Source organism: Clostridiales bacterium, from assembly GCA_025757645.1.
Taxonomy (GTDB): domain Bacteria; phylum Bacillota; class Clostridia; order Oscillospirales; family Oscillospiraceae; genus CAG-103.
This window is the reverse complement of the sequence record CP107216.1, coordinates 964,740-985,223: the sequence shown is the minus strand read 5'-3', so window position 1 is coordinate 985,223 and position 20,484 is coordinate 964,740. Positions and strand designations below refer to the sequence as shown.

The 20,484-nt window shown below is 54.7% G+C and carries 24 protein-coding genes; 15 read left to right on the top strand and 9 right to left on the bottom strand.

Translation table 11 applies throughout. The features are described 5' to 3' along the window. Window positions 1–7: 7 nt before the first annotated feature. The 5 genes from OGM61_04600 to OGM61_04580 all read right to left on the bottom strand — a co-directional run bounded on the left by OGM61_04600 (window position 8) and on the right by OGM61_04580 (window position 3,127). Window positions 8–463: a hypothetical protein gene (locus OGM61_04600; protein UYI85357.1), complete on the bottom strand. Its 456-nt coding sequence runs from the start codon at window positions 461–463 to the stop codon at window positions 8–10. Between the two features lie 123 nt (window positions 464–586). Further along, window positions 587–1,555, bottom strand: a complete 969-nt coding sequence (gene bsh / locus OGM61_04595) for a choloylglycine hydrolase (protein UYI85356.1) — start codon at window positions 1,553–1,555, stop codon at window positions 587–589. A 178-nt stretch (window positions 1,556–1,733) separates the two neighbouring features. Then, window positions 1,734–2,063, bottom strand: a complete 330-nt coding sequence (locus tag OGM61_04590) for a hypothetical protein (GenBank protein UYI85355.1) — start codon at window positions 2,061–2,063, stop codon at window positions 1,734–1,736. Between the two features lie 14 nt (window positions 2,064–2,077). After that, entirely contained in the window at window positions 2,078–2,659 is a 582-nt protein-coding gene (locus tag OGM61_04585) for a hypothetical protein (protein ID UYI85354.1), read from the bottom strand. A 162-nt stretch (window positions 2,660–2,821) separates the two neighbouring features. Beyond that, the gene (locus OGM61_04580) at window positions 2,822–3,127 is read right to left on the bottom strand and encodes a hypothetical protein (protein UYI85353.1); all 306 of its coding nucleotides are present in this window, start codon (window positions 3,125–3,127) and stop codon (window positions 2,822–2,824) included. 37 nt (window positions 3,128–3,164) lie between these two features. Here OGM61_04580 and OGM61_04575 point away from each other — a divergent pair, with 37 nt between their 5' ends. From OGM61_04575 to OGM61_04505, 15 genes are all read left to right on the top strand, one after another. Continuing rightward, a complete protein-coding gene (locus tag OGM61_04575; protein ID UYI85352.1) occupies window positions 3,165–3,692 on the top strand; it encodes a DNA cytosine methyltransferase in 528 nt (175 codons plus the stop codon). Continuing rightward, window positions 3,689–4,018 carry a MobC family plasmid mobilization relaxosome protein gene (locus OGM61_04570; protein ID UYI85351.1) on the top strand — a complete coding sequence of 110 codons (330 nt, stop codon included), beginning with the start codon at window positions 3,689–3,691 and terminating at the stop codon, window positions 4,016–4,018. The genes OGM61_04575 and OGM61_04570 overlap by 4 nt, the downstream gene beginning before the upstream one ends. Before the next feature lie 5 nt (window positions 4,019–4,023). Further along, on the top strand, window positions 4,024–5,445 hold the full coding sequence (locus tag OGM61_04565; GenBank protein UYI85350.1) for a relaxase/mobilization nuclease domain-containing protein: 1,422 nt from the start codon (window positions 4,024–4,026) through the stop codon (window positions 5,443–5,445). After that, window positions 5,429–6,232 (top strand): PcfB family protein, encoded by an 804-nt coding sequence (locus OGM61_04560; protein UYI85349.1) that lies wholly within the window; start codon window positions 5,429–5,431, stop codon window positions 6,230–6,232. The genes OGM61_04565 and OGM61_04560 overlap by 17 nt, the downstream gene beginning before the upstream one ends. Before the next feature lie 3 nt (window positions 6,233–6,235). Continuing rightward, a complete protein-coding gene (locus OGM61_04555) occupies window positions 6,236–7,123 on the top strand; it encodes a hypothetical protein (GenBank protein ID UYI85348.1) in 888 nt (295 codons plus the stop codon). A gap of 2 nt (window positions 7,124–7,125) precedes the next feature. Next, complete coding sequence (locus tag OGM61_04550) at window positions 7,126–7,320, top strand: hypothetical protein (GenBank protein UYI85347.1); 195 nt, start codon at window positions 7,126–7,128, stop codon at window positions 7,318–7,320. Then, window positions 7,304–9,085 (top strand): type IV secretory system conjugative DNA transfer family protein, encoded by a 1,782-nt coding sequence (locus tag OGM61_04545; GenBank protein ID UYI85346.1) that lies wholly within the window; start codon window positions 7,304–7,306, stop codon window positions 9,083–9,085. Before OGM61_04550 ends, OGM61_04545 begins: the two co-directional genes overlap by 17 nt. A gap of 23 nt (window positions 9,086–9,108) precedes the next feature. Continuing rightward, on the top strand, window positions 9,109–9,453 hold the full coding sequence (locus tag OGM61_04540; protein UYI85345.1) for a glutamyl-tRNA amidotransferase: 345 nt from the start codon (window positions 9,109–9,111) through the stop codon (window positions 9,451–9,453). A 13-nt stretch (window positions 9,454–9,466) separates the two neighbouring features. Further along, window positions 9,467–9,682 carry a hypothetical protein gene (locus OGM61_04535; GenBank protein UYI85344.1) on the top strand — a complete coding sequence of 72 codons (216 nt, stop codon included), beginning with the start codon at window positions 9,467–9,469 and terminating at the stop codon, window positions 9,680–9,682. Between the two features lie 62 nt (window positions 9,683–9,744). Beyond that, window positions 9,745–10,311 carry an MT-A70 family methyltransferase gene (locus OGM61_04530; GenBank protein ID UYI85343.1) on the top strand — a complete coding sequence of 189 codons (567 nt, stop codon included), beginning with the start codon at window positions 9,745–9,747 and terminating at the stop codon, window positions 10,309–10,311. Next, window positions 10,301–11,137, top strand: a complete 837-nt coding sequence (locus tag OGM61_04525; protein UYI85342.1) for a hypothetical protein — start codon at window positions 10,301–10,303, stop codon at window positions 11,135–11,137. Before OGM61_04530 ends, OGM61_04525 begins: the two co-directional genes overlap by 11 nt. Before the next feature lie 12 nt (window positions 11,138–11,149). Further along, on the top strand, window positions 11,150–11,494 hold the full coding sequence (locus tag OGM61_04520; protein ID UYI85341.1) for a PrgI family protein: 345 nt from the start codon (window positions 11,150–11,152) through the stop codon (window positions 11,492–11,494). Beyond that, a complete protein-coding gene (locus OGM61_04515; protein ID UYI85340.1) occupies window positions 11,491–13,836 on the top strand; it encodes an ATP-binding protein in 2,346 nt (781 codons plus the stop codon). The genes OGM61_04520 and OGM61_04515 overlap by 4 nt, the downstream gene beginning before the upstream one ends. 12 nt (window positions 13,837–13,848) lie before the next feature. Continuing rightward, on the top strand, window positions 13,849–14,610 hold the full coding sequence (gene srtB / locus OGM61_04510) for a class B sortase (GenBank protein ID UYI85339.1): 762 nt from the start codon (window positions 13,849–13,851) through the stop codon (window positions 14,608–14,610). Next, window positions 14,603–16,090: a CHAP domain-containing protein gene (locus tag OGM61_04505; protein ID UYI85338.1), complete on the top strand. Its 1,488-nt coding sequence runs from the start codon at window positions 14,603–14,605 to the stop codon at window positions 16,088–16,090. Before srtB ends, OGM61_04505 begins: the two co-directional genes overlap by 8 nt. A gap of 124 nt (window positions 16,091–16,214) precedes the next feature. On the opposite strand, the gene OGM61_04500 is transcribed toward OGM61_04505, so the two are convergent. From OGM61_04500 to OGM61_04485, 4 genes are all read right to left on the bottom strand, one after another. Next, window positions 16,215–16,772 (bottom strand): hypothetical protein, encoded by a 558-nt coding sequence (locus OGM61_04500; GenBank protein ID UYI85337.1) that lies wholly within the window; start codon window positions 16,770–16,772, stop codon window positions 16,215–16,217. Between the two features lie 4 nt (window positions 16,773–16,776). Next, entirely contained in the window at window positions 16,777–17,559 is a 783-nt protein-coding gene (locus OGM61_04495; GenBank protein ID UYI85336.1) for an RHS repeat-associated core domain-containing protein, read from the bottom strand. 88 nt (window positions 17,560–17,647) lie between these two features. Continuing rightward, window positions 17,648–18,184 (bottom strand): hypothetical protein, encoded by a 537-nt coding sequence (locus tag OGM61_04490; protein ID UYI85335.1) that lies wholly within the window; start codon window positions 18,182–18,184, stop codon window positions 17,648–17,650. Window positions 18,185–18,216: 32 nt separating this feature from the next. Continuing rightward, window positions 18,217–20,445, bottom strand: coding sequence for an RHS repeat-associated core domain-containing protein (locus OGM61_04485; GenBank protein UYI85334.1), 2,229 nt, complete (start codon window positions 20,443–20,445; stop codon window positions 18,217–18,219). Window positions 20,446–20,484: the final 39 nt, after the last annotated feature.

The window sequence follows — 20,484 nt, the reverse complement described above, 5'->3', positions numbered from 1 at the left end:
TTGCCTGCTATTTCGTTTCGGTCTCGCCACTGCGCTTTTGCAGGTAGGCAAAGTAGTTGCAGCGGAACGTATCCTGCGAGATGTCGATCTGCTCATGCACCTGCTCGCGCATGGCCAGCACGGCCGGGTTGGTCGAAGCGTCATTGCCGGTGTCATAGGTCTTGCCGTCATACCACGCGTAGTTGCGGAAGTAGACCACGCCGCCGTCCGGGCCGAACATATCGCTGCCGAGCTCGGCCTTCGTCTTACCGGAAACGTTTTTGAGCAGCGCACTGTCGTTGGCGTTGACGCCGACAGCCACGGCGGGCGCGTTGACGGTGTCGCCCTGCTTCTGAAGCGCTTCGCTGTTGAAGTAGCAGTTATAGTCCACGGCAATGCCGCCGGAGCGGCCGTTGAGCCTGCCGACGTCCGTCGTGGTCTTGAGCGAGACGATATCGCCCGCGGCATAGCAGTTGATGTGCACGCCGCCCGGCAGCCGCGCAAGCTGCCGGCACGCAGATTTTTCTTGCCAAGCGGAGGCGCAAACGCCAGAAACGCACGAACCGGGGCATCCCAGCGGATGCCCCGGCCTTTCCTTGCATTGGATTTAATTTTCCCAGCGGATCTGCTGCGTATCCACGAGCGGGTACACCGTGAGCTGCGCGCTGTCGAGGTCGGCGGAATGGAGCTTCACGCCGGTGATCTGGCGGTTATCATAGGTCGTGTAGTAATAAATGCCCCGGTCCGCGTTGCAGCAGCTGGAATAGAGCGTGATCTCATACTGGCCGTCGTCCAGCTCGCAGCAGCCGCGCTGCTGCTCCACGCTCGTGAGAATATGGAAAAACTGGCTGACGCTCGCGTCCTCCGTCTGCGCCGAGCGGGCATTGGCGCGCACGAACGCCGCGCGCACGAACCGCGAGGGCGACGACAGGTCACCCGGCAGACCGAGCGCGCCCATGCCGCGGCTGTCGAGCGTGACCGGCACGCCGCCAAAATCGGCCGGCGGCTGGCTCGGGCTCAGGCGGGTGTAGTTGCGCAGCGCGGCCAGCTGCTGCGGAAACGGCGGGTTGTTCGTCAGCACGCCGACCGGGTCGTCATAGACGTGCAGGCCGTCCGCCGTGGCCTCAACCACGATGCAGCCACTCCGGTCGGCAACCAGCCAGTGCAGCTGCGCGCACGGCAGCGCGGGCGCAAACGGCGTGTTGTCCACGACCACGCGCGCGAGCGCATTGCGCGCCTCGGCGACCGTGGCGCACGTGCCGAGCAGCCACGGGATGAGCGCGTACTGCGGCACCGAGGCCACGCCCTGTGTGACGGGCGGATAGATCGCGTTGCCTACAAAGTTCAGCCCCGCGATGCACAGGCCCTTCTCGTTGACCGCGTCGTAATAGAGCGGATAGTCGTTTTGGATATGCGCCATGCCGATCATGGCATAATGCCGGTCGAGCGCGCCGCCGTGCAGGCGGATCGGGTAATTGCGCGGCGTGATGGTCACGTGCTCGCCGTAGGAAAATTCGTAGTCCAGATTGCGGCCGAAATAAAAATCGCCGCTGCAGTATGTCGCTGCGGTACACATGATGCAAAACCTCCCTCATTCGTTCGCTGTCCAGTATATCCGCCGCGCCGGGGCGAATGTTGAAGAATCTGAAAAGTTCCTGTGTCCAGTCTGTGTCTTTTATGTGCCTGACACCGTGAAAAAGCCGGCAGCATTTCTTTGCTGCCGGCGAATCTTGATAAGGATTTGATTGTGAACTTCACCACAGCGCCATTTCATGCGCAAAAATAATTACTGTAAAGGCTGCCGCTGCTATCCACGATAAAACACACTGCATAACACTAAGCAAGTGCTTAGAATCAGTAACCAGCAATATAAAATACCAGATAACAACGATCGCACCAAACCATGAATAATCAAGGCAAATGCTCATGATTATAAACTCAGCCAAGATTACGACCCACGCCGCCATCTGCACTGCCAACAGCACGCGTTGACTGCGCCGCCGGAAAGCATACTTCACATCCGCTATGGTTTGCCTGGCGTCGCTCGCGATCCAATGCAGACATTTCCGAATCGTTTGCTTCATCGTGCGCTTCCCTTTCATGCGTCCGCGTCGTACTTATAAATTCTCAGAATGGACGTGGTATTATTGAGCCGCTTTCCAAGCGGCTGCGGCAATTGGCTTACCAGCATGCTCAGCAGCTTATCAGAGTATGGAACGATGATCCGTTCATGCCGGACGGAACTGCAGATCTGGTTGATCCTGTGCTGATACTTCAGTGGGATTTTTTGCTTGCTGATATAGATCCAGAACTGCTTGGTCGTTCCCACGTCGATGCCCAATTCCCGGATTTCCGGATAAGGGATATAGATCCGCCGTTTGAACGGAGCTTTGAGCAGAACGCCTTCCTGCGTCAGATATAACACCCCAAAATACTGATACGAAAAATGAAAAGAGACCACGTAGAGCAGCAACAATATCACGGCGGGAAACACAATTAGGAACAAGTCAGAATACATATTCGCACTCATACCTTGTGTGCGCAACGCATCTAAAAAGTCTGGAACATACAGTTTGAAACATTTCAAGTACAGCACTACTGTTGTGAGGGTCAAATAAGCAATAACCATAACACTTACGCCAGAAAACAAGTGATATTTTGAGATGGAGCTATCTTTCATAAAGTCAACACCTCCTTATCTTTTTGAAAACAGTAGGTTGTACACCCAGGTCAGCGCACCGGCAGAATCGAGCAGTGCAGTGACGTCACCCTACACGCTGAGAATGTAGCAGCACAGGATAGAGACCGCCCCGTTTTTCGAGATGCTACGAATATTGGATATTTAAAAACAATTCAACCGAATTTCACATCCAACGGAACCGTTTTTCAGCTGATCCAAATGATCGCAGAAGTTCATGAGCAAACCATATTCTGTCCGAATGAAAAAGCAGCAGTTGTGCTTGCTGTAGTCTCCACCATCGTCCAGCTCCGCAAACACTTCTATCGCGATATGCCCCAGCTCGTCTTCTCGAAAAAAGCGAAAAGATACGCACGCTGTAGAAGCGTCTCCCCTCTCTTCGTTTGCCCAAAATCCTTCTTTATTCCCGTTGAGAAATTTCGTAATTTCGGAAATCAATTCATCAATCAAAGAATCTGAGACGTATATTTCAGAGGTGGCAGTGATTATGGGAGAGGAACACACAACTGTCAGTTCAATCACATCATCGTCTTGCCATATTTTCCTGAATATTATATTATCCTTCATTGTAAAACCCTCATTTTCACTACGGCTTAAATTTGAGATCATCACATATTTTCAAGGCTCGATCATAGACCCGAGAAGTCGCAAAGAGCGCAAAAACGAAACCGATAAACTGCGAGCCCAGCGCAGCGGGCCGCAGTTGAAAAGGAGGAGCAAGGGAGCGCAGACGAAAAATCCGGCAACTCGTTTTGAGCTGCCGGATTTTGAACGGAGCGGACTTCGCTCCGATGCCGTGGTGCCGCTTGGCTGCGGACGCATCCGCAAGCTGACACCCCGTGAGTGCTGGAGGCTGCAAGGTTTTTCGGACGATATGTTTGACCGGGCAGCCGCCGTCAATTCCGACACCCAACTTTACAAGCAGGCAGGCAACGGCGTAACGATTCCCGTTGTGTATGCGGTCGGCAAGCGGATCGTGGAAATTCAAAACGAGCTGAACAAGGAGGTCCTATGAGAAAACGCAATGTTCACATTCAATTCTGGCTAGACAAGAAAGAGGCCGAGGCGTTTCAGAAGAAGGTCAAAAAGAGCGGACTATCCCGTGAAGCGTATCTTCGGCACTTGGTAAACGGCCTTGAACCGCAGGACGCCCCGCCGCCCGACTATTATGCCATGATGCGAGAGCTCCACGGGATCGGCAACAACCTCAATCAGATCGCCGCAAAAGCTCATACCCTGAACGCACTGGATGTGCAGCGGTACGACGAAAACTGCCGCAAGCTGGATGAAGCCGTCAAGGCAATCACCGCAGCGGTCATTCTGCCCCGCCCGATGAGGTGACGCTTATGGCGACGACATCAATATGGCGGGTAAAAGGCTGGCTCGGCAAGGTGGTGATCTATGCGGAAAATCCCGAAAAGACGGCAACCCCCAAATTCTACGCCGACCGGGAACTGACCGAGCAGGACGGGCAGCAGCTTTCTGATGTGATCCGCTATGCTGTCAATTCCGAGAAAACACAGGAAACGGGCAGTGAGGACGACGCACCGCTCCACCGCTTCGTGTCGGGCATCAACTGCTCTCCCGCCACTGCCCGTGATGAAATGCTGGCTGTGAAAAAGCGGTTCGGCAAGGAGAACGGCACAGTGGCCTACCACGGTTATCAGTCCTTTGCCCCCGGCGAGGCCACGCCGGAACTGGCGCATGAGATCGGCGTAAAGCTGGCGACCCGGCTCTGGGGCGACCGCTATCAGGTGATCGTCGCCACCCACCTTGACAAAGAAAATCATCTGCACAATCACTTTGTCGTCAACACAGTTTCCTTTGCGGACGGCATCAAATACCATCGCACACGCAAGGACTATCACGAGATGCAGGCGGTTTCCGATGAGCTTTGCCGGGAATACGGGCTGTCGGTGATCGAGCATCCACGGCAAGGTCGGGGCAAGCAATACGGCGAATGGCGTGCCGAGCAGGAACAGCGCCCCACTTGGCGTGGGCTGATCCGCTCTGACATCGATGAGGCAATACGGCAGGCCATGACCGAGCGGCAGTTTTTTGACGCTCTGCGGAAAAAGGGCTATGCGGTGAAGATCGGCAAGGATATTTCGGTCAGACCGCCGGGCAAGGAGCGATTTGTGCGCCTGATGCGCAATTTTGGTGAGGACTACTCTTTGGATAACATCCGCAGGCGCATTTTATCCCAGAGCCGCCCCGAACGGGAAAAGCCGAAACAAACACCGGAGATTCTGCGGGTCAGGCTGATCGGCGGCTTGAAAACCGCCCGGAAACTGACCGGCTTTCGGGCGCTGTATGTTCACTACTGCTATCTGCTGGGCATCTTCCCGAAGAACCGCCCGCAGCAAAGCAGAAAACGGCTGCACTTTCTCTTGCGGGAGGATCTGCTGAAGCTGGATGCTATCACCGCCGAAACAAGGCTGATCGTAGGTCATCGGATCGATACCGCCGAGCAGCTTTTTTGCTACCGTGACGAGGTGAACGGAAAAATCGAAGTTCTGACCGCCGACCGAAAGCAACTCTATAAATTACAGCGAACGGCGGCGGTGAAGTCCGACCTTGAAAAGGCAGCGGAGGTCAAAGCGCAGATCGACGCACTTTCCAAAGAACTTGCCGCACTGCGGAAGGAGGTGGTTTTATGTAACAGCATTGCCGAGCGTTCCGGCGTGATCCAAGAGAAAATCAAAGCCGTCCGTGAGAACGAGCAACCCGAAAGAAAGGAGAAAACCGACCATGTACAATTCCGGTGACGCAGCGGAGCAAGTCGTGCGGATCAGCTTGGAGGGTACGGAAGTTGCCCTGAAGCTGACCGGCTCGGCGGCAAAGAATATTGCCGCCATGCTCTATGCTGTCTGGAAAAACCGAGATAAGAACAAAACCAAAGGCCACCAGCGGCTTTCTGCCATGCTCAAAAGCGGCAAGGAGCTGAAAGTGTTCACCGTCAGCGAGGAGCATCTGAAACAGTTTGCGACCGAGGCCAAGCGGTACGGTGTTGTCTACTGCGCCCTGCGGGGGAAAGAGCGTTCCGCCGACGGTATGGTAGACATTATGGTGCGTGCCGAGGATGCGTCCAAGATCAACCGCATCGTGGAGCGGTTCAAGCTGGCGACGGTCGATACCGTTTCCATCAAGCGGGACATCGAGCAGGCCAAGGCGGACAAAACCGGCCCGTCCGCCCCTGAGCAGGAGAAGCCCGACAAGGCGGCAGATGACCGCCTGCTGGATGACCTGCTGGGCGCACCCGTCCAAAAGGAGAAGCACGCATCCCCAAACCCTGCGGCGGCAAAGACGGAGAAATCCCGTCCGTCCGCGCCTACCTCCGAGAAGCAAAGCAGAACCGCCGAGGGTACTGCTAAATTTTCCGAAGAACGCCCCTCTGTCCGTGAGGAATTGCGGGAAATCCGGGAGAGCAGGCAGAAAGAGGCGGCAGGGCCGGGCATTTCCGAACCCACCCCGGCGAAAGAGCCGAAAAAACAGCCGACCACCACCCACAAACAGCCCTCCCGAAAGAAACCGAAGAAAGCAAAGGAGCGATGACCGATGAGCAATTTTGACGATATTTTTGAATCTGTCCCGCAGACCGACGAATTTGACAAGGAGGCGTGGGCGGCGAAGAAAAAGGCGGAGCGTGACGAGGTTTATGCTCTGGCCGATGCCACCGCCGAGACGATCTGCACAGACGGCAGCAAATTCCGTGATTATCTGGATGTGCAGGCGGCTTTCCGCAACTACTCTGCTACCAACGCCCTGCTGATCCTTGCCACGAAGCCGGACGCCCGCAGACTGGGCGACAAAGATTTCTGGCGGGATCAGGGCGTGTATATCAAGCGGCAGGAATTTGGCCGCCCCATCAAGATTGTCGAGTCCAACGGCGAGTACACCCGTGACGATGGCAGCATCGGCGTGTCCTACAACATCAAGCGGGTCTATGACATTTCGCAGACCACTGCCTGGACGAGAACGCCGCAGGCGGTTTCCCATGACGCACGGGCGCTGCTGAATGCCCTGATCTACAAGCGTCCTACGCCGGTGCAGTCCGTGGATGAGCTGCCGAATGGCATCGATGCCGTGTATGACCGTGAGCAGAACGCCGTTTTTGTCCGCCGTGGCTTGTCGGCAAACGACCTTTTCTGCGGACTGTCCAAAGCGCTGGCGCAGGCGGAGCTTGACCGGACCGGCGAGGAATACACCGAAGAAAATACCGGTTTCAAGGCGCGGTGCGTTTCCTATATCCTTGGCAAAGAGTTCGGTGTGGAGGTGAGCGGCTATGCCTTTGAAACGCCTGCCGACTTTCTGCGCACCGATGACCCGCAGACGATTCATGCTGAGCTGACCGACATCCGGGACACCGCCTATGATATTTCCGCAAGGATGATGCGGTCGCTGGAACAGAGCAAAGCACCCCGCCTAAGCGAACAGGAGCGATGAATATGGGGAAACAGGAAAAACGGGTATTGACTCTTGACCGCTATGAGCACGGCGTTGTGGTCAATGCCCTCAATGAAATGCGGAATGATCTGCTGGAGGAAGAACGCCCCACCGACATTGTTGACGAAGTTCTTTTGAAGGTGATCGATGCCCCCGCAAAGAAGGTAAGGTGCCGAAACGATGAAGCGAGAGAATAACCCTCTTGTCCTCTGCCTGTTCGGTATTCTCCCCGTGGTGTGGCTGGGACTGCTGATTGCCCCCGCCGCCCACGGCGGTCTGCCGAAGATCGTCGCCCGGTTTCCCGCGGTGATGAACGACCCGTTTCACATCGAGCTTTGCGGGGACAGTCTGAAAACTGTCCTCGTTCTGCTCTGCGCTTACGGGCTTGCGGCGGGTGTCATTCTATCGTCTCGCCGCAATTACCGCCGTGGCGAGGAATACGGTTCGGCCAAGTGGGGCTCTGCCCGAACCGTCAACCGAAAATACCGGGCAGCCGAGCCGGAGGACAACAAGATCTTCACGCAGAATGTCCGTATGGGACTGGACGGGCGAAAGCACTGCCGCAATCTCAATACGGTCGTGGTCGGCGGCAGCGGCGCAGGCAAGACGAGGTTTTTCGCAAAGCCGAATCTGTGTCAGGCAAACACGAGCTTTACCGTGCTGGACCCGAAGGGTGAGCTGCTGCGAAACACGGGACACCTGCTGCGGCAAAAGGGCTATGAGGTGCGGGTGCTGGATCTTCTGAATATGGAGAAAAGCCACTGCTACAATCCGTTTGTCTACCTGCGGGACGACAATGATGTGCAGCGGCTTGTGACCAACCTGTTCAAAAGCACCACGCCGAAAGGCAGTCAGTCCAACGATCCATTTTGGGACACCGCCGCATCTATGCTCCTGCTGGCGCTCATTTTCTATCTGAAATATGAAGCGCCGCCCGACGAGCAGAATTTCCCGATGGTCATGGAGATGCTGCGTGCGGCGGATGTGCGGGAGGACTGTGACGAATACACTTCGCCGCTGGACGAGCTGTTTGAGCGGCTGGAAATGCGGGAGCCCGACCATATCGCCGTGAAATATTACAAGGACTATCATTCCGGCAGCGCCAAAACGCTGAAATCCATTCAGATCACGCTGGCGGCGAGGTTAGAGAAATTCAATCTGTCCTCGCTGGCGGCGCTGACCGCCACGGACGAGCTGGATCTGCCGTCCCTCGGTGAAAAGAAAGTGGCGCTCTTTGCCCTGATCCCCGACAATGACACCAGCTTTAACTTTTTGGTCAGCATCCTTTATACCCAGCTTTTTCAGCAGCTATTCTATCTGGCCGACCACAAATACGGCGGCAGTCTGCCCGTTCCCGTTCACTTCTTGATGGACGAGTTCAGCAATGTCAGCTTGCCGGAGGATTTCTCCAAGATCCTTGCGGTCATGCGTTCCCGCAATGTGTATGTATCGATCATTCTGCAAAATGTAGCGGCACTCAAAGCGCTGTTTGAAAAGGAATGGGAGTCGATCCTCGGCAACTGCGATGAGTTCCTTTATCTCGGCGGCAACGAAACTTCGACCCACAAGCTGATCTCGGAATCCTATCTCGGCAAATCCACCATCGACACCAACACCTACGGCAAATCATCCGGGCGCAACGGCAATTACAGCACGAACTATCAGATCAGCGGCAGAGAGCTTCTGATGCCGGACGAGGTGCGTATGCTGGACAACCGTTACGCCCTTTTGTTTATCCGTGGTGAGCGCCCAGTGATGGACGAAAAATACGACATTCTGAAACACCCGAACATTGCGCTGACCGAGGACGGCGGCGCAGCACCCTATGAACACGGCGGGACGGAAAATGCCGTTGCGACGCTCTCGTTTGCAGGTGCTGCCGCCGAAACGCTGTTTGAATTCAATGAACCCATACCCGATTATGAGCTTCTTTCCGATGAGGATATAGAGGCTCTTTTTTAATTCAATTCAAGGAGGATGAACCTATGAAGAACACCAAAAAGGCCTCAAACAAGCTGCCCGTGCCCGGCAAGGTCAGAAAGGGCGTTCGTTTCTACTGCGCCGCTGTGCTGTCAGTCGCTCTTGTGCTCGGCTGCTCCGTCCCGGCCTTTGCCGCCAATGACCCAATCGCCGTCGTGAACAACCTGAGCGATTTCATTTTCGGTCTGATCCGTGCGGTCGGGCTGATCCTGCTCGGCTGGGGCATCGTGCAGGTGGGACTTTCGTTCCAGTCCCACGACCCCAGCCAGCGCAGCAACGGCTTTCTCACCCTTGCGGGCGGCATCGTCATCACCTTTGCCAAAGAAATTCTCAACCTAATCACGGGCTGAAAGGAGGCCGCAAATGGAAAAGTGCGAGTGTTATATCCACTCTCTGAAACAGGGAGAAACCCATGTGCTTGGTGAGGCGACGATCCTCAAACGCATCGGGGACAACGATTACCTTGCCGAATACAACGGTGTGAAGTGCCACGCCATATTCAATCCCTTTGCCGGGCGCTACTTTGTAGACGATGTGTACGGCGTGATTCGCAGTTCGCCCGACCGGGACAGCAGATAAATGATACGGTGCACGGGGCAGGTCACTTCGGCCTGCCCCTATTTGCCGGAAAGGAGGAAGCTGTGAAGAAATACAGCATTATTTACGCAGACCCGCCTTGGCGGTACAAGGTCTATTCTAAAAAGGGGCTTGGCCGCTCAGCCGAATCCCACTACCCGACAATGGAACTGGAAGATATACGGGCGCTGCCGGTCGGCACGCTGGCCGCCGATGACTGTGTATTGTTTCTATGGACAACGATCCCGCTGCTGCACGACTGCTTTTCGGTCATGCGTGCATGGGGCTTTTCGTATAAGACGGTGGCTTTCGTATGGATCAAGCAGAACCGCAAGTCCGACAGTCTGTTTTGGGGCATGGGACACTGGACGAGAGCCAATGCGGAGTTCTGTATGCTTGCCACCAAAGGACACCCCAAACGCCGCTCGGCCGGTGTGCATCAAGTCATCCTCTCCCACATTGAGGAACACAGCAAGAAGCCAGAAGAAGCGCGGCGGCGCATCGTCGAGCTGATGGGCGATCTGCCCCGCATTGAACTGTTCGCCCGTCAGAAAGCGGACGGATGGGATGTTTGGGGCAACGAGGTTGCCTGTGATGTTGCGCTGACGGGAGGTGAGCCGAATGTCGGATAACTGGGTCGTACAGAATCTCGAAAACGCACTCGAAACTTGGAACGAAAAGCTGGCGGAGATATGGCAGCTCATTACGCAGTCACCGGAACAGTTCAAGGGCGGCACGATCTGGAATGTGATTGTCGGCATCCACGGTGCGGTGCAGGCCATCGGCCTTGCGCTGCTTGTTTTGTTCTTTGTGGTGGGTGTGATGAAAACCTGCGGCAGCTTTGCGGAGCTGAAGCGGCCGGAGCACGCCCTGAAAGTGTTCATCCGCTTTGCCCTCGCCAAAGCCGCCGTCACATACGGCTTAGAACTGATGACCGCTCTGTTCAACATCGTGCAGGGGCTGATCTCCACCATCATGAACGCCGCAGGTTTTGGCGCGGCGCAGGAAACCGTGCTGCCCGCCGAAATCGTGACCGCCGTGGAGGACTGCGGCTTTTTTGAAAGCATCCCATTGTGGGCAGTGACCTTGATCGGCGGGCTGTTCATTACGGTCTTGTCGTTTATCATGATCATGACTGTGTACGGCAGATTTTTCAAGCTCTATCTCTACACGGCCATTGCACCGGTCCCGCTCTCGGCCTTTGCGGGCGAGCCGTCGCAGAACATCGGCAAGAGCTTTATCAAGAGTTATGCTGCCGTGTGCTTGGAGGGCGCGATCATCGTGCTTGCCTGCATCATCTTCTCGCTGTTTGCATCCAGCCCGCCCGTCGCCGATCCCGATGCGGCGGCGGTGACACAGGTGTGGTCGTATGTGGGCGAGTTGGTTTTCAATATGCTGGTGCTCGTCGGCGCAGTCAAAATGGCAGACCGTGTTGTCAGAGAAATGATGGGACTGTAAGGAGGAAGAATTTTGGAAGTGAAAATCAATCGAGAGATCCGCAACTATACGGAATCCATGTTTTTCGGGCTGTCCATGCGGCAGTTCGTTTTTTCTGTCTTGGCGATCCTCGTCGCCGTGGGGCTGTACTTTCTGCTGAAACCATACTTCGGGACGGAAACCGTCAGTTGGATGTGTATTCTCGGTGCCGCACCCTTTGCGGCGCTGGGCTTTATCACTTACCACGGTATGACCGCCGAGCAATTCCTCTGGGCGTGGCTGCGCTCGGAGCTGTTAGAGCCGAAAGAGCTTTGCTTTGAAGCATCGAACCTCTACTATGAAGCGCTTAAAGAAAAATTGGAGGGCGGAAAATCATGATCAAGACGCTGAAAAACCTGCTGAAACAGGACAAGGAGCGGTACACCGTGCCCCGCAAGGTGCAGGATGTGATCCCCGTCCGCCGCATCTGGAAGGACGGCATTTTTCAGGTGGGCAGCCGCTTTTCCAAGACCTATCAGTTCACCGACATCAACTACCTCGTGGCAAGCCGTGAGGACAAGGAGCAGATGTTTCTTGCCTATTCGGAGCTGCTGAACAGTCTGGATTCCGGGGCGACGACAAAGATCACCATCAACAATCGCAGGCTGAACCGGGCAAATTTCGAGCAGTCGATCTTGATGCCCATGCGGGGCGATGCCTGCGATGTGTACCGCAGGGAATACAATCAAATGTTGCTGGACAAGGCCACCGGTGCCAACGGCATCATTCAGGAAAAATATATCACGGTGTCGGTCTGCAAAAAGGACATTGAAGAAGCCCGCACCTACTTTGCCCGGATCGGCGCTGACTTGATTGCCCATTTTGCCGCCCTCGGCTCCAAGTGTACCGAGCTGGATGCCGCCGAAAAGCTGCGGGTGCTCCACGACTTCTACCGTCAGGGTGAAGAAGCGGCGTTTCACTTCGACCCACAGGACATGATGCGTAAGGGACACGATTTCAAGGACTATATCTGCCCCGACTCTATGGAGAAAAGCAGCGACCGCCTGAAACTGGGTGAGAAATACTGCCGGGTCTTGTTTCTGAAAGACTACGCTTCGTATATCAAAGACAGCATGGTCACGGAGCTGACCGATTTCAACCGAAATATGATGCTGTCGATCGATGTTGTGCCGATCCCCACCGACGAGGCCGTGCGGGAGGTGGAAAACCGTCTGCTCGGTATCGAAACCAACATTACCAATTGGCAGCGCAGGCAGAATGCCAACAACAATTTCTCCGCCGTCGTCCCCTATGATATGGAGCTCCAACGCAAGGAGAGCAAGGAATTTCTGGACGACCTTACCACGAGGGATCAACGGATGATGCTGGCGGTCATTACGATGGTCATTACCGCCGGCGACAAAAAACAGCTCGACAGCGACACCGAAACGGTACTTGCCGTGGCACGAAAGCATATGTGCCAGCTCGCCGTGCTGAAATTCCAGCAGTTCGACGGGCTGAACACTGTTCTCCCCATCGGCACACGGAGGATCAATGCGTTTCGCACCCTCACCACTGAGAGCCTTGCGGTGTTCATGCCCTTTAAGGTGCAAGAGGTGCAGGACAAGGGCGGCATTTACTTCGGAGAAAACGCCATCTCCCACAACCTCATTATGTGCAACAAGGCCAATCTTCTGAACCAGTCGGCGTTCCTGCTGGGTGTGCCCGGTTCGGGCAAATCGTTCAGCGCCAAGGAGTTGATCGCTTTTCTCATTCTCGACACCACCGATGATGTGCTGATCTGCGATCCCGAAAACGAATTTGGTGCGCTGGCGGCGGCTCTGGGCAAGGAAACGGCGACCGTCATTCATATGGCGGCAGGCGGCAAAGACCGTTTGAACGCCATGTATATGGTGGACGGCTACGGCGAGAACAACCCCATCGTGGAAAAATCGCAGTTCATCATGTCCCTTGTGGAGCAGATCGACAAGGCCGGTGTCGGCCCACAGCAGAAATCCATCATCGACCGCTGCACGGCGCTGGTGTATCAGGATGCCGAGCGGACGGGCAAGCCCGCTGCGCTCTGCGACCTGCGAAACAAGCTGCTGGAACAGCCCGAAGAAAAGGCAAAGGAGATCGCCTTGTCGCTGGAGCTGTTCACCACCGGCTCACTGGATATTTTCGGTCACGAAAGCACCGTCGATCTCGACAAGCGCATCGTCGTATTCGATATTCACGGCCTTGGCGAGCAGTTGAAGCCGACGGGACTGCTGGTGATCACCGACACCATTCTCAACCGTGTCACCCTTAACTGGAAGAAGGGCAAGCGCACCCACATCTTCATCGACGAATTTCATGTCGTTTTTGAAAATGAGCAGAGCGGCATTTTCTTCAACTCTGCATGGCGGCAGTTCCGTAAGCGCAACGGCTATCCCACCGCCATCACGCAGAATGTGGAATACCTGCTGGATTCCGTGCAGGCGAGCACCATGCTCTCCAACTCCGAGTTCGTGGTTATGCTCAATCAGGCGTTTTCCGACCGTGCCAAGCTCTCGAAGCTCCTGAACATCTCCGACGAGCAAATGAGCTATGTCACCAACGCCGACGCAGGCTGCGGGCTGATCAAATACGGCTCGGCGCTTGTGCCGTTTATCAACCGTTTTCCCAAAGATACCGACCTTTACCGCTTGATGACGACGCGCCCCGGCGAGGGTGTGTTCGGCAGCGGAAACGCATCTTAAAGGAGGCCATATATGAAAAGTAAATATCTGATGATCGGGGCGGCCGTATGTGCCGCCCTTTTCCTTTTCTCCGGCATCATGCTCTGTCGGCAGTATGCGGACGGAAAACAGGCCACCGAAGCCTTTGAACAGGTCGCCGCACTGGTGGAAACCAAGCCGTTGCCGGAGCTGACGGCATTTGAAAAGTATCGGGCGGTGCAGGAACAGAACAGTGACTTTGTGGGCTGGCTCTCCGTTCCCGGCACGAACATCGACTATCCCGTGATGCAGACCGTGGACGAGCCGAATTTCTATCTGAAACGGGGCTTTGACAAACAGTACAGCGATTACGGCGTGCCCTATGTACAGGAAAACTGCGACATTGCGCTGTCCGACAACTGCGTGATCTACGGCCACCACATGAACAACGGGACGATGTTTACCGATCTCTGCAAGTATGAAAACGAGGACTTTTATAGAGAGCACAAGACCATCCATTTTGATACGCTATCTGGCTTTGGCGAATATGAGATCGTGGCGGTGTTCAAGACCGTCGCCTATTCCGAGCAGGGCTTCAAGTATTACCACTTTACCCGTGCGGAGTCGGCGGAGGACTTTGATGATTATATCGCCCAATGCAAGGCACTTTCTCTTTATGACACCGGCGTAACGGCGGAATACGGCGACAGGCTGATCACGCTCTCTACCTGCGAATACAGCCGCAAAAACGGGCGCATAGTCGTTGTTGCCAAGCGGATCGCCGTACCCTCTGCGGAGGTGGGCAACAATGCCTGACATCAAGATACGGGATGTGGTCAAGGGAACGGTAAAGGCAATCGACAAATCGGCGGTGGCCGCTGAGCGGATGAAGGATGCCTATGTCCGCACCAAGGACAAGGCGGAGCACGGCGTCTTTGCGGCGGAATCCTCTCCCGAAGAATACGCCGCCGACCGCACTTTGACCGGGGTGGAAACGGCAGCTCACGAAGCCGCATACGGGGTGGATAAGGCTAACCGCAAGGGTGTAAAGGTCACCAAGCAAAACATCTCCAAGGCAAAAGAGCACTTTCAGCTGAGAAAGGCGGATTTACCAAAGAAACCGGTGCATAACACCATCAAAGCAAATAGCCGCAGTAGGCAGGCGTTTGCTAGTTCCACAAGGAAGACGGCTGTCAAGGCTACTACTACCGCTGTTAAAGCCGTAATTGCCAAAGCGAAGGCCTTAGCCGCAGCTATCGCCGCCGGTGGATGGGTCTCTGTCACCGTCATCATCGTAGTCTGCCTGATCGGGCTGATCGTCGGCTCTTGTTTCGGCATCTTCTTCTCCGGCGAGGGCAGCGGCACGGGGCAAACTATGCGGCAGGCTGTGCAGGAAATTAACGCCGACTATCAGTCGCAGATCGATACCGCAAGGGCAAATCTCACCTATGATGAGCTGGAGATGTCCGGCTCCCGTGCCGTCTGGCCGGAGGTGCTGGCCGTGTATGCGGTGAAAACCACCACCGACCCCAACGATCAGCAGGAGGTCGCCACGGTGGACGATGCCAAGAAAGCCATCCTCAAAGATATTTTCTGGCAGATGAATGAAATATCTTCTCACATTGAGAGAAAGCCCGGAAAGATTATCACCGAAACCGATGACGGCCACGGGAACATCGTAGAAACCATTACAACAGTCACACACACCTACCTTTATATTACGGTCAGCCACAAGACCGCCGAAGAAATGGCAGACCGTTTCAACTTCAACGCCGATCAGCGGCAGCAGCTCTCTGAATTGCTTGCCGAGGAAAACCGTAGTATGTGGTCAGCCGTCCTTTACGGCATTTACTCCGGGGACGATGCTATCGTCACGGTGGCCTTGTCGCAGATCGGCAATGTGGGCGGTCAGCCCTATTGGTCATGGTATGGATTTAACTCCCGTGTGGAGTGGTGCGCCTGCTTTGTATCTTGGTGTGCGAATAAGTGCGGCTATATCGACAGCGGTGTTATTCCGAAGTTCGCAGGCTGTGTCAATGGGGTGCAGTGGTTCAAGGACCGTGGACAATGGCAGGACGGCAGCTTTGAGCCGTCTGCCGGTCAGATCATTTTCTTCGATTGGGACAACAAGGGCTTATCCGGTCCGCAGGACGGGCAGTCCGATCATGTCGGCATCGTGGAAAAATGCGAAAACGGCATTGTCTACACCATCGAGGGCAATTCCGGCGACAGCTGCCGACAGCGCCAATATCCGGTGGGATACTACGAAATTCTAGGCTACGGTATTCCGGAATAGATAAGAAAGAGCACAAAAAACCATATATGATGGCATTTGTTCATTTTTCTTGGCGCGAACGCAACCCCACCAAGAGAAACAAAACGCGGGCGGTGCTGTTGCACCGCCCGCTTACTATGTAGAATTACTCTGATTGTTGTGAACAGCCGTCCATGTGCTGGCGGACGCGTGCTGCATCTTTCCTGCATTTCGCCTTGCTGCCATAAGTCAGTGCAACGACCCACGGCTGTCCGGCATCTGTTTCAAACGTCTGCCGGTAGTTCACGGTTTGGCCCCTTTCTATCCACTGTCCGCTTATGTCCTGATTGGAAAAGCAAAGTATCGTATCATGAATCCAATGATAGCTATAGACGTCTCCTTCCATGCAAGTACACAGATAGATCTGCTCGCTCCATGGTACAAATACAGGTTCCGAACGCTTGGGGTCTACAACCGCAAATCCCTGCTGGCTGACTACAATTTTGGTTCTGTATCCAGCCGATCTAACTATACTAAACACTGTTACAGCATAAACAAGAACAACTACGGCTGAAGATACACACAAAAAGATTAACGAATTCTTTGATGGGCACTCCCCATCTTCAAATGTAAGATAGGCGAATAGCCCAACACAAAGGATAACTGATATAATTCCACCGCTAATTACACCTCTTTTATAAGGCTGAAAAATCAACTCTTTCATAAAGTCACCTCCAAAACTTGCTTATTAGCCCGAAAGTGAAGAAAAACAGTTGACGTGTCGAATGAACTACAGCCTTTGCCATTCGACTGCTAGTGCTCTTTAATAAGCGATCGGTCCCAGCAGTAACAGCAGAATTTATACTTGCTTTCGAAGCCGTAATTGCAGTTTTTGTGTAATTGACACGTTTATTGGTTTTTATTTGACTCCTTACTTCAACCGTGGTTGGTATTACGACATCTTTAAAAGCGGTAAATGCAACTTTGCCCAACTTGCTTGTTATTCGAGCCGGTATGCCAAGGCTTGATACAGCGCCCAAAGCTCCTTCCATTGCAACGCTGCCCCAATTAATATCAGCGAATTTCGTGCCTGTCATCAGTTGGCCTAAAACTTCAAGGCCTGCGCCGATTACAGCACCCGCAATGACATTCCATATCTCTCCGTCCGCATCAACCCGCATAATCGGATTGTTCTCGCAATATGCGAACATATTGGCGCTGAGGAAGCCGTTGGCGTCGGTGGTAGCGAAGGTGTCCGCGTTGATGAACCGGCAGATGGCCGGGTCATAATAGCGGCTCTGGAGATAGTAGAAGCCGGTCTCGGCGTCATAGTAATAGCCGCGGTAGCGCAGGGGATTGATGTGCCCAATGAAACTGGTATCCGTGGTCTTTTTGCCGTCAGCACCATGCACGGAATAGCTGCCCCACGCGTCATAGGCGCTGCGGCGCAGCGTAATGCAGCAGACAACGATGATGATCTGTGGTTGTGTGCTGACGGTTGTACGCATCATAGTGACCACTTATCCATTTTCCTGCGGGCGGTGCTGCTGCACCGCCCACTTATGGCTAATGAGAATCCGTATTTTAAGGCTAACTTAATTAATTGGTCTGATTTGCTTTATACAAGAGCAAAGCGTCCTGCTCATCGTCTGTATCCACTGAAACTGTTAGTATATCTTCAAGATTTATGACAGATATACCATCGTCACAGCCATAATCATCAATTATATTAATGCAAATGGTATTATCATTATAATTGTTTACAAAACCGCGCAAAAGATTGTCCTGAAATTCCAAGCAAATTATTAGCGAATTATCCTTTGCATAGCTAAAAAGCGAGGGCATTATTTCTCCATCGCCAATCCCCCCTAAATTTGGATGGCCTTGTTTTCTTTGTTTATACAGACGATCAATTTTGGTTTCATAATTTCCTGCATAATCAATTCTATAAATATCTTTTACCGGCTTTAGAATGAACCCATCATAATACCCATGAACAGAAATGTGAGCTATCAGCACTTCATCGGCACTATACTTTGCAACATATCCAGTCAAATGTAAGTCCGTATAGTCCGGATTGCAAAAGAAACTAGCAACATTTCCATCCTCGAAGCATTTTCGAATAACATCTAACACAAAAGCGCCTCCCAACATATATTACCATCTTCCTATCTTCGGCTTTTCCATCCCGATTTTTGCTTTTTCTTTTCGCCGCCTTGGTCCCTCTGCCTACGTGCATTTCCTTTTTGGTGTTTGTCTTTTGTGCGCTTATCACTACCATTTCGTTTTGAATGCTCACTATAATAGTAAAAGCCAGCTCCAACAGCAACAGCAACAGTTATACCAACGACAATCCACCCAGCAGGATTCCAAAAGTTGGCCCCTCCTGCTACTAGAATGCCAGATAAATACCCTCCACCAGTCAGCGCTGCTGCAAAATATCCGTCCGGATCACTATTGCCAATTGGATTATTCTCGCAATACGCGAACATATTGGCGCTGAGGAGACCGTTGGCGTCGGTGGTGGCGAAGGTGTCCGCGTTGATGAACCGGCAGATGGCCGGGTCATAATAGCGGCTCTGGAGATAGTAGAAGCCGGTCTCGGCGTCATAGTAATAGCCGCGGTAGCGCAGGGGGTTGAGGTTGGCGATGCTGGTGGGATCGGTGAGGACTTTCGCACTGCTGTCATACACCGTGCAGTTGCCCCAGGCGTCATAGTCGTAGGACGCAGCGAGTTTGCCGCTCGAATCGAGGATGGCGGACACATCGCCCTGCGCGTTGAGGACGTAGTAATAGAGCTCCGTTGTCTGGCCGTGCTTGTAGATCACGGCGAACGGCTGGTTGCCGTCGTCATAGACGAACTCGAGGGCGTTATTGTCACCCCAAGTCTGCCGCATGACCTTGCCGGAGAGCGTGGTGTAGGTGTAGGTCGTATCGCCGACCTGCTTGTTGCTGCGGACGCCGGACATGTCGTAGGTGTAGGACACCTGCTCGCCGTCCACCGTCGCGGAGGTGAGCTGGCGGCCCTTCGTCCACGTGAAGGAATAATCCTTGCCGTTGTAATACGTGACCGGGTTGCCGGAGGACGGGATGCCGCTCGTCTGGGTCTGGCCTTCGTAGAGAATGTCCTTCGTCGTGCCGCCGACTGTCACGCTCGTGAGCAGGTCGGGCCACGAGGGGTTCGTGTAGCCGAAGGACTTTATGACCGCGCCGTCGGTCGTGACGCTGCGGATGTTGCCCACCGTGTCGTAGGCGTAGGCGCGGGACGCGCCGCCGTTGGTCTCGGTCGCAAGTTGGCCCTGCGCGTCGTAGGTATACGTCTTCGAGGCGGCTGCCGCGGGCACATTCGTGCCGCCGGTCGTGACCGTCTGGATGTTGCCGGCCGCGTCGTAGGTATAGTCGAAGCTGCGGCTGCTCGAGCCGAACGTGTAGGCCGTGCTCGCCAGCCGTGTGCCGACGCGGTTGCAGTCCTTATCCTCCGCGATGACCGCATAGGTATAGCCGCGGGTGTAGACCGTGGTCGTGCCCCTGTTCTGGTTGGGCACAGTGACCGTCTTTTTCTCAAGCTGGCGCAGGTCATTGTACTCGTACTTAGACGTGACGTCGAGCTGGTTCGGGATCGTGGTCGTGATGGCGCTGATCGTGCCGTCGACCGAGCTGTCGGCCGTGCCGTCGGCCTTGACGCCGGTGTAAGAATACTGCTGCCGGTAAAGGCCCGTGCCGAACTGCCACGACTGCGACGTCATGCGGTTGGCGGCATCGTACATATGCTGCGTGGACTGGATGAGCGCGCCGTTGGCCGTCGACTGGCGCGAATGGATGAGGCGGCCGAGGCTGTCGTACTGGTAGCTGTACTGCTCCGTGACCTTGCCGTCGCCGTCCGTGGCGTACTGCCGCGTGAGGTCGTTGTCGCTGCTATAGTCGTAGTGGTAGGTTGTACCGTCATTATACGCAGCGGTGCGCTGCCTGTCAAACGCGTCATAGGTGTAGCTGACACTGTCGCCGTTGCCGTAGGTCATCGTGGCCAGCCGGCCGTTGTTGACGTTGCCCTCATATGTATACGACGCGAGGGTGATGGGCGTAGTGTACCCCTCTCGCTCCGCGCTCGAGGCGCAGACCTGCACGCGCGTCATGTTGCCGAAGGCATCATAGTTCAGCAGGTAGTGCTGCCAGAAGCCCGTCGAGCCCAGATACCCTTTGCGGATGAGGTCGCTCAGCTGCGCGCGGTCGTAGGTATAGCGGATGGAGGCGACGCCGTTGATGTACGTGAGGGCGGTGCGGTCGCTGCCGGTGCAGTAGCGGTAATCCTGCTGCGTACCGTTGGCCGCCGTCGTCCTGTACAGGCGCGCAGCGCCGGTGTCGTATGCGTACCCCGTTGTGATGCCGTTGACGTCCACGGCCTGCGTGCGGAAGCGGCGCGTGCTGTCAATAGAGAA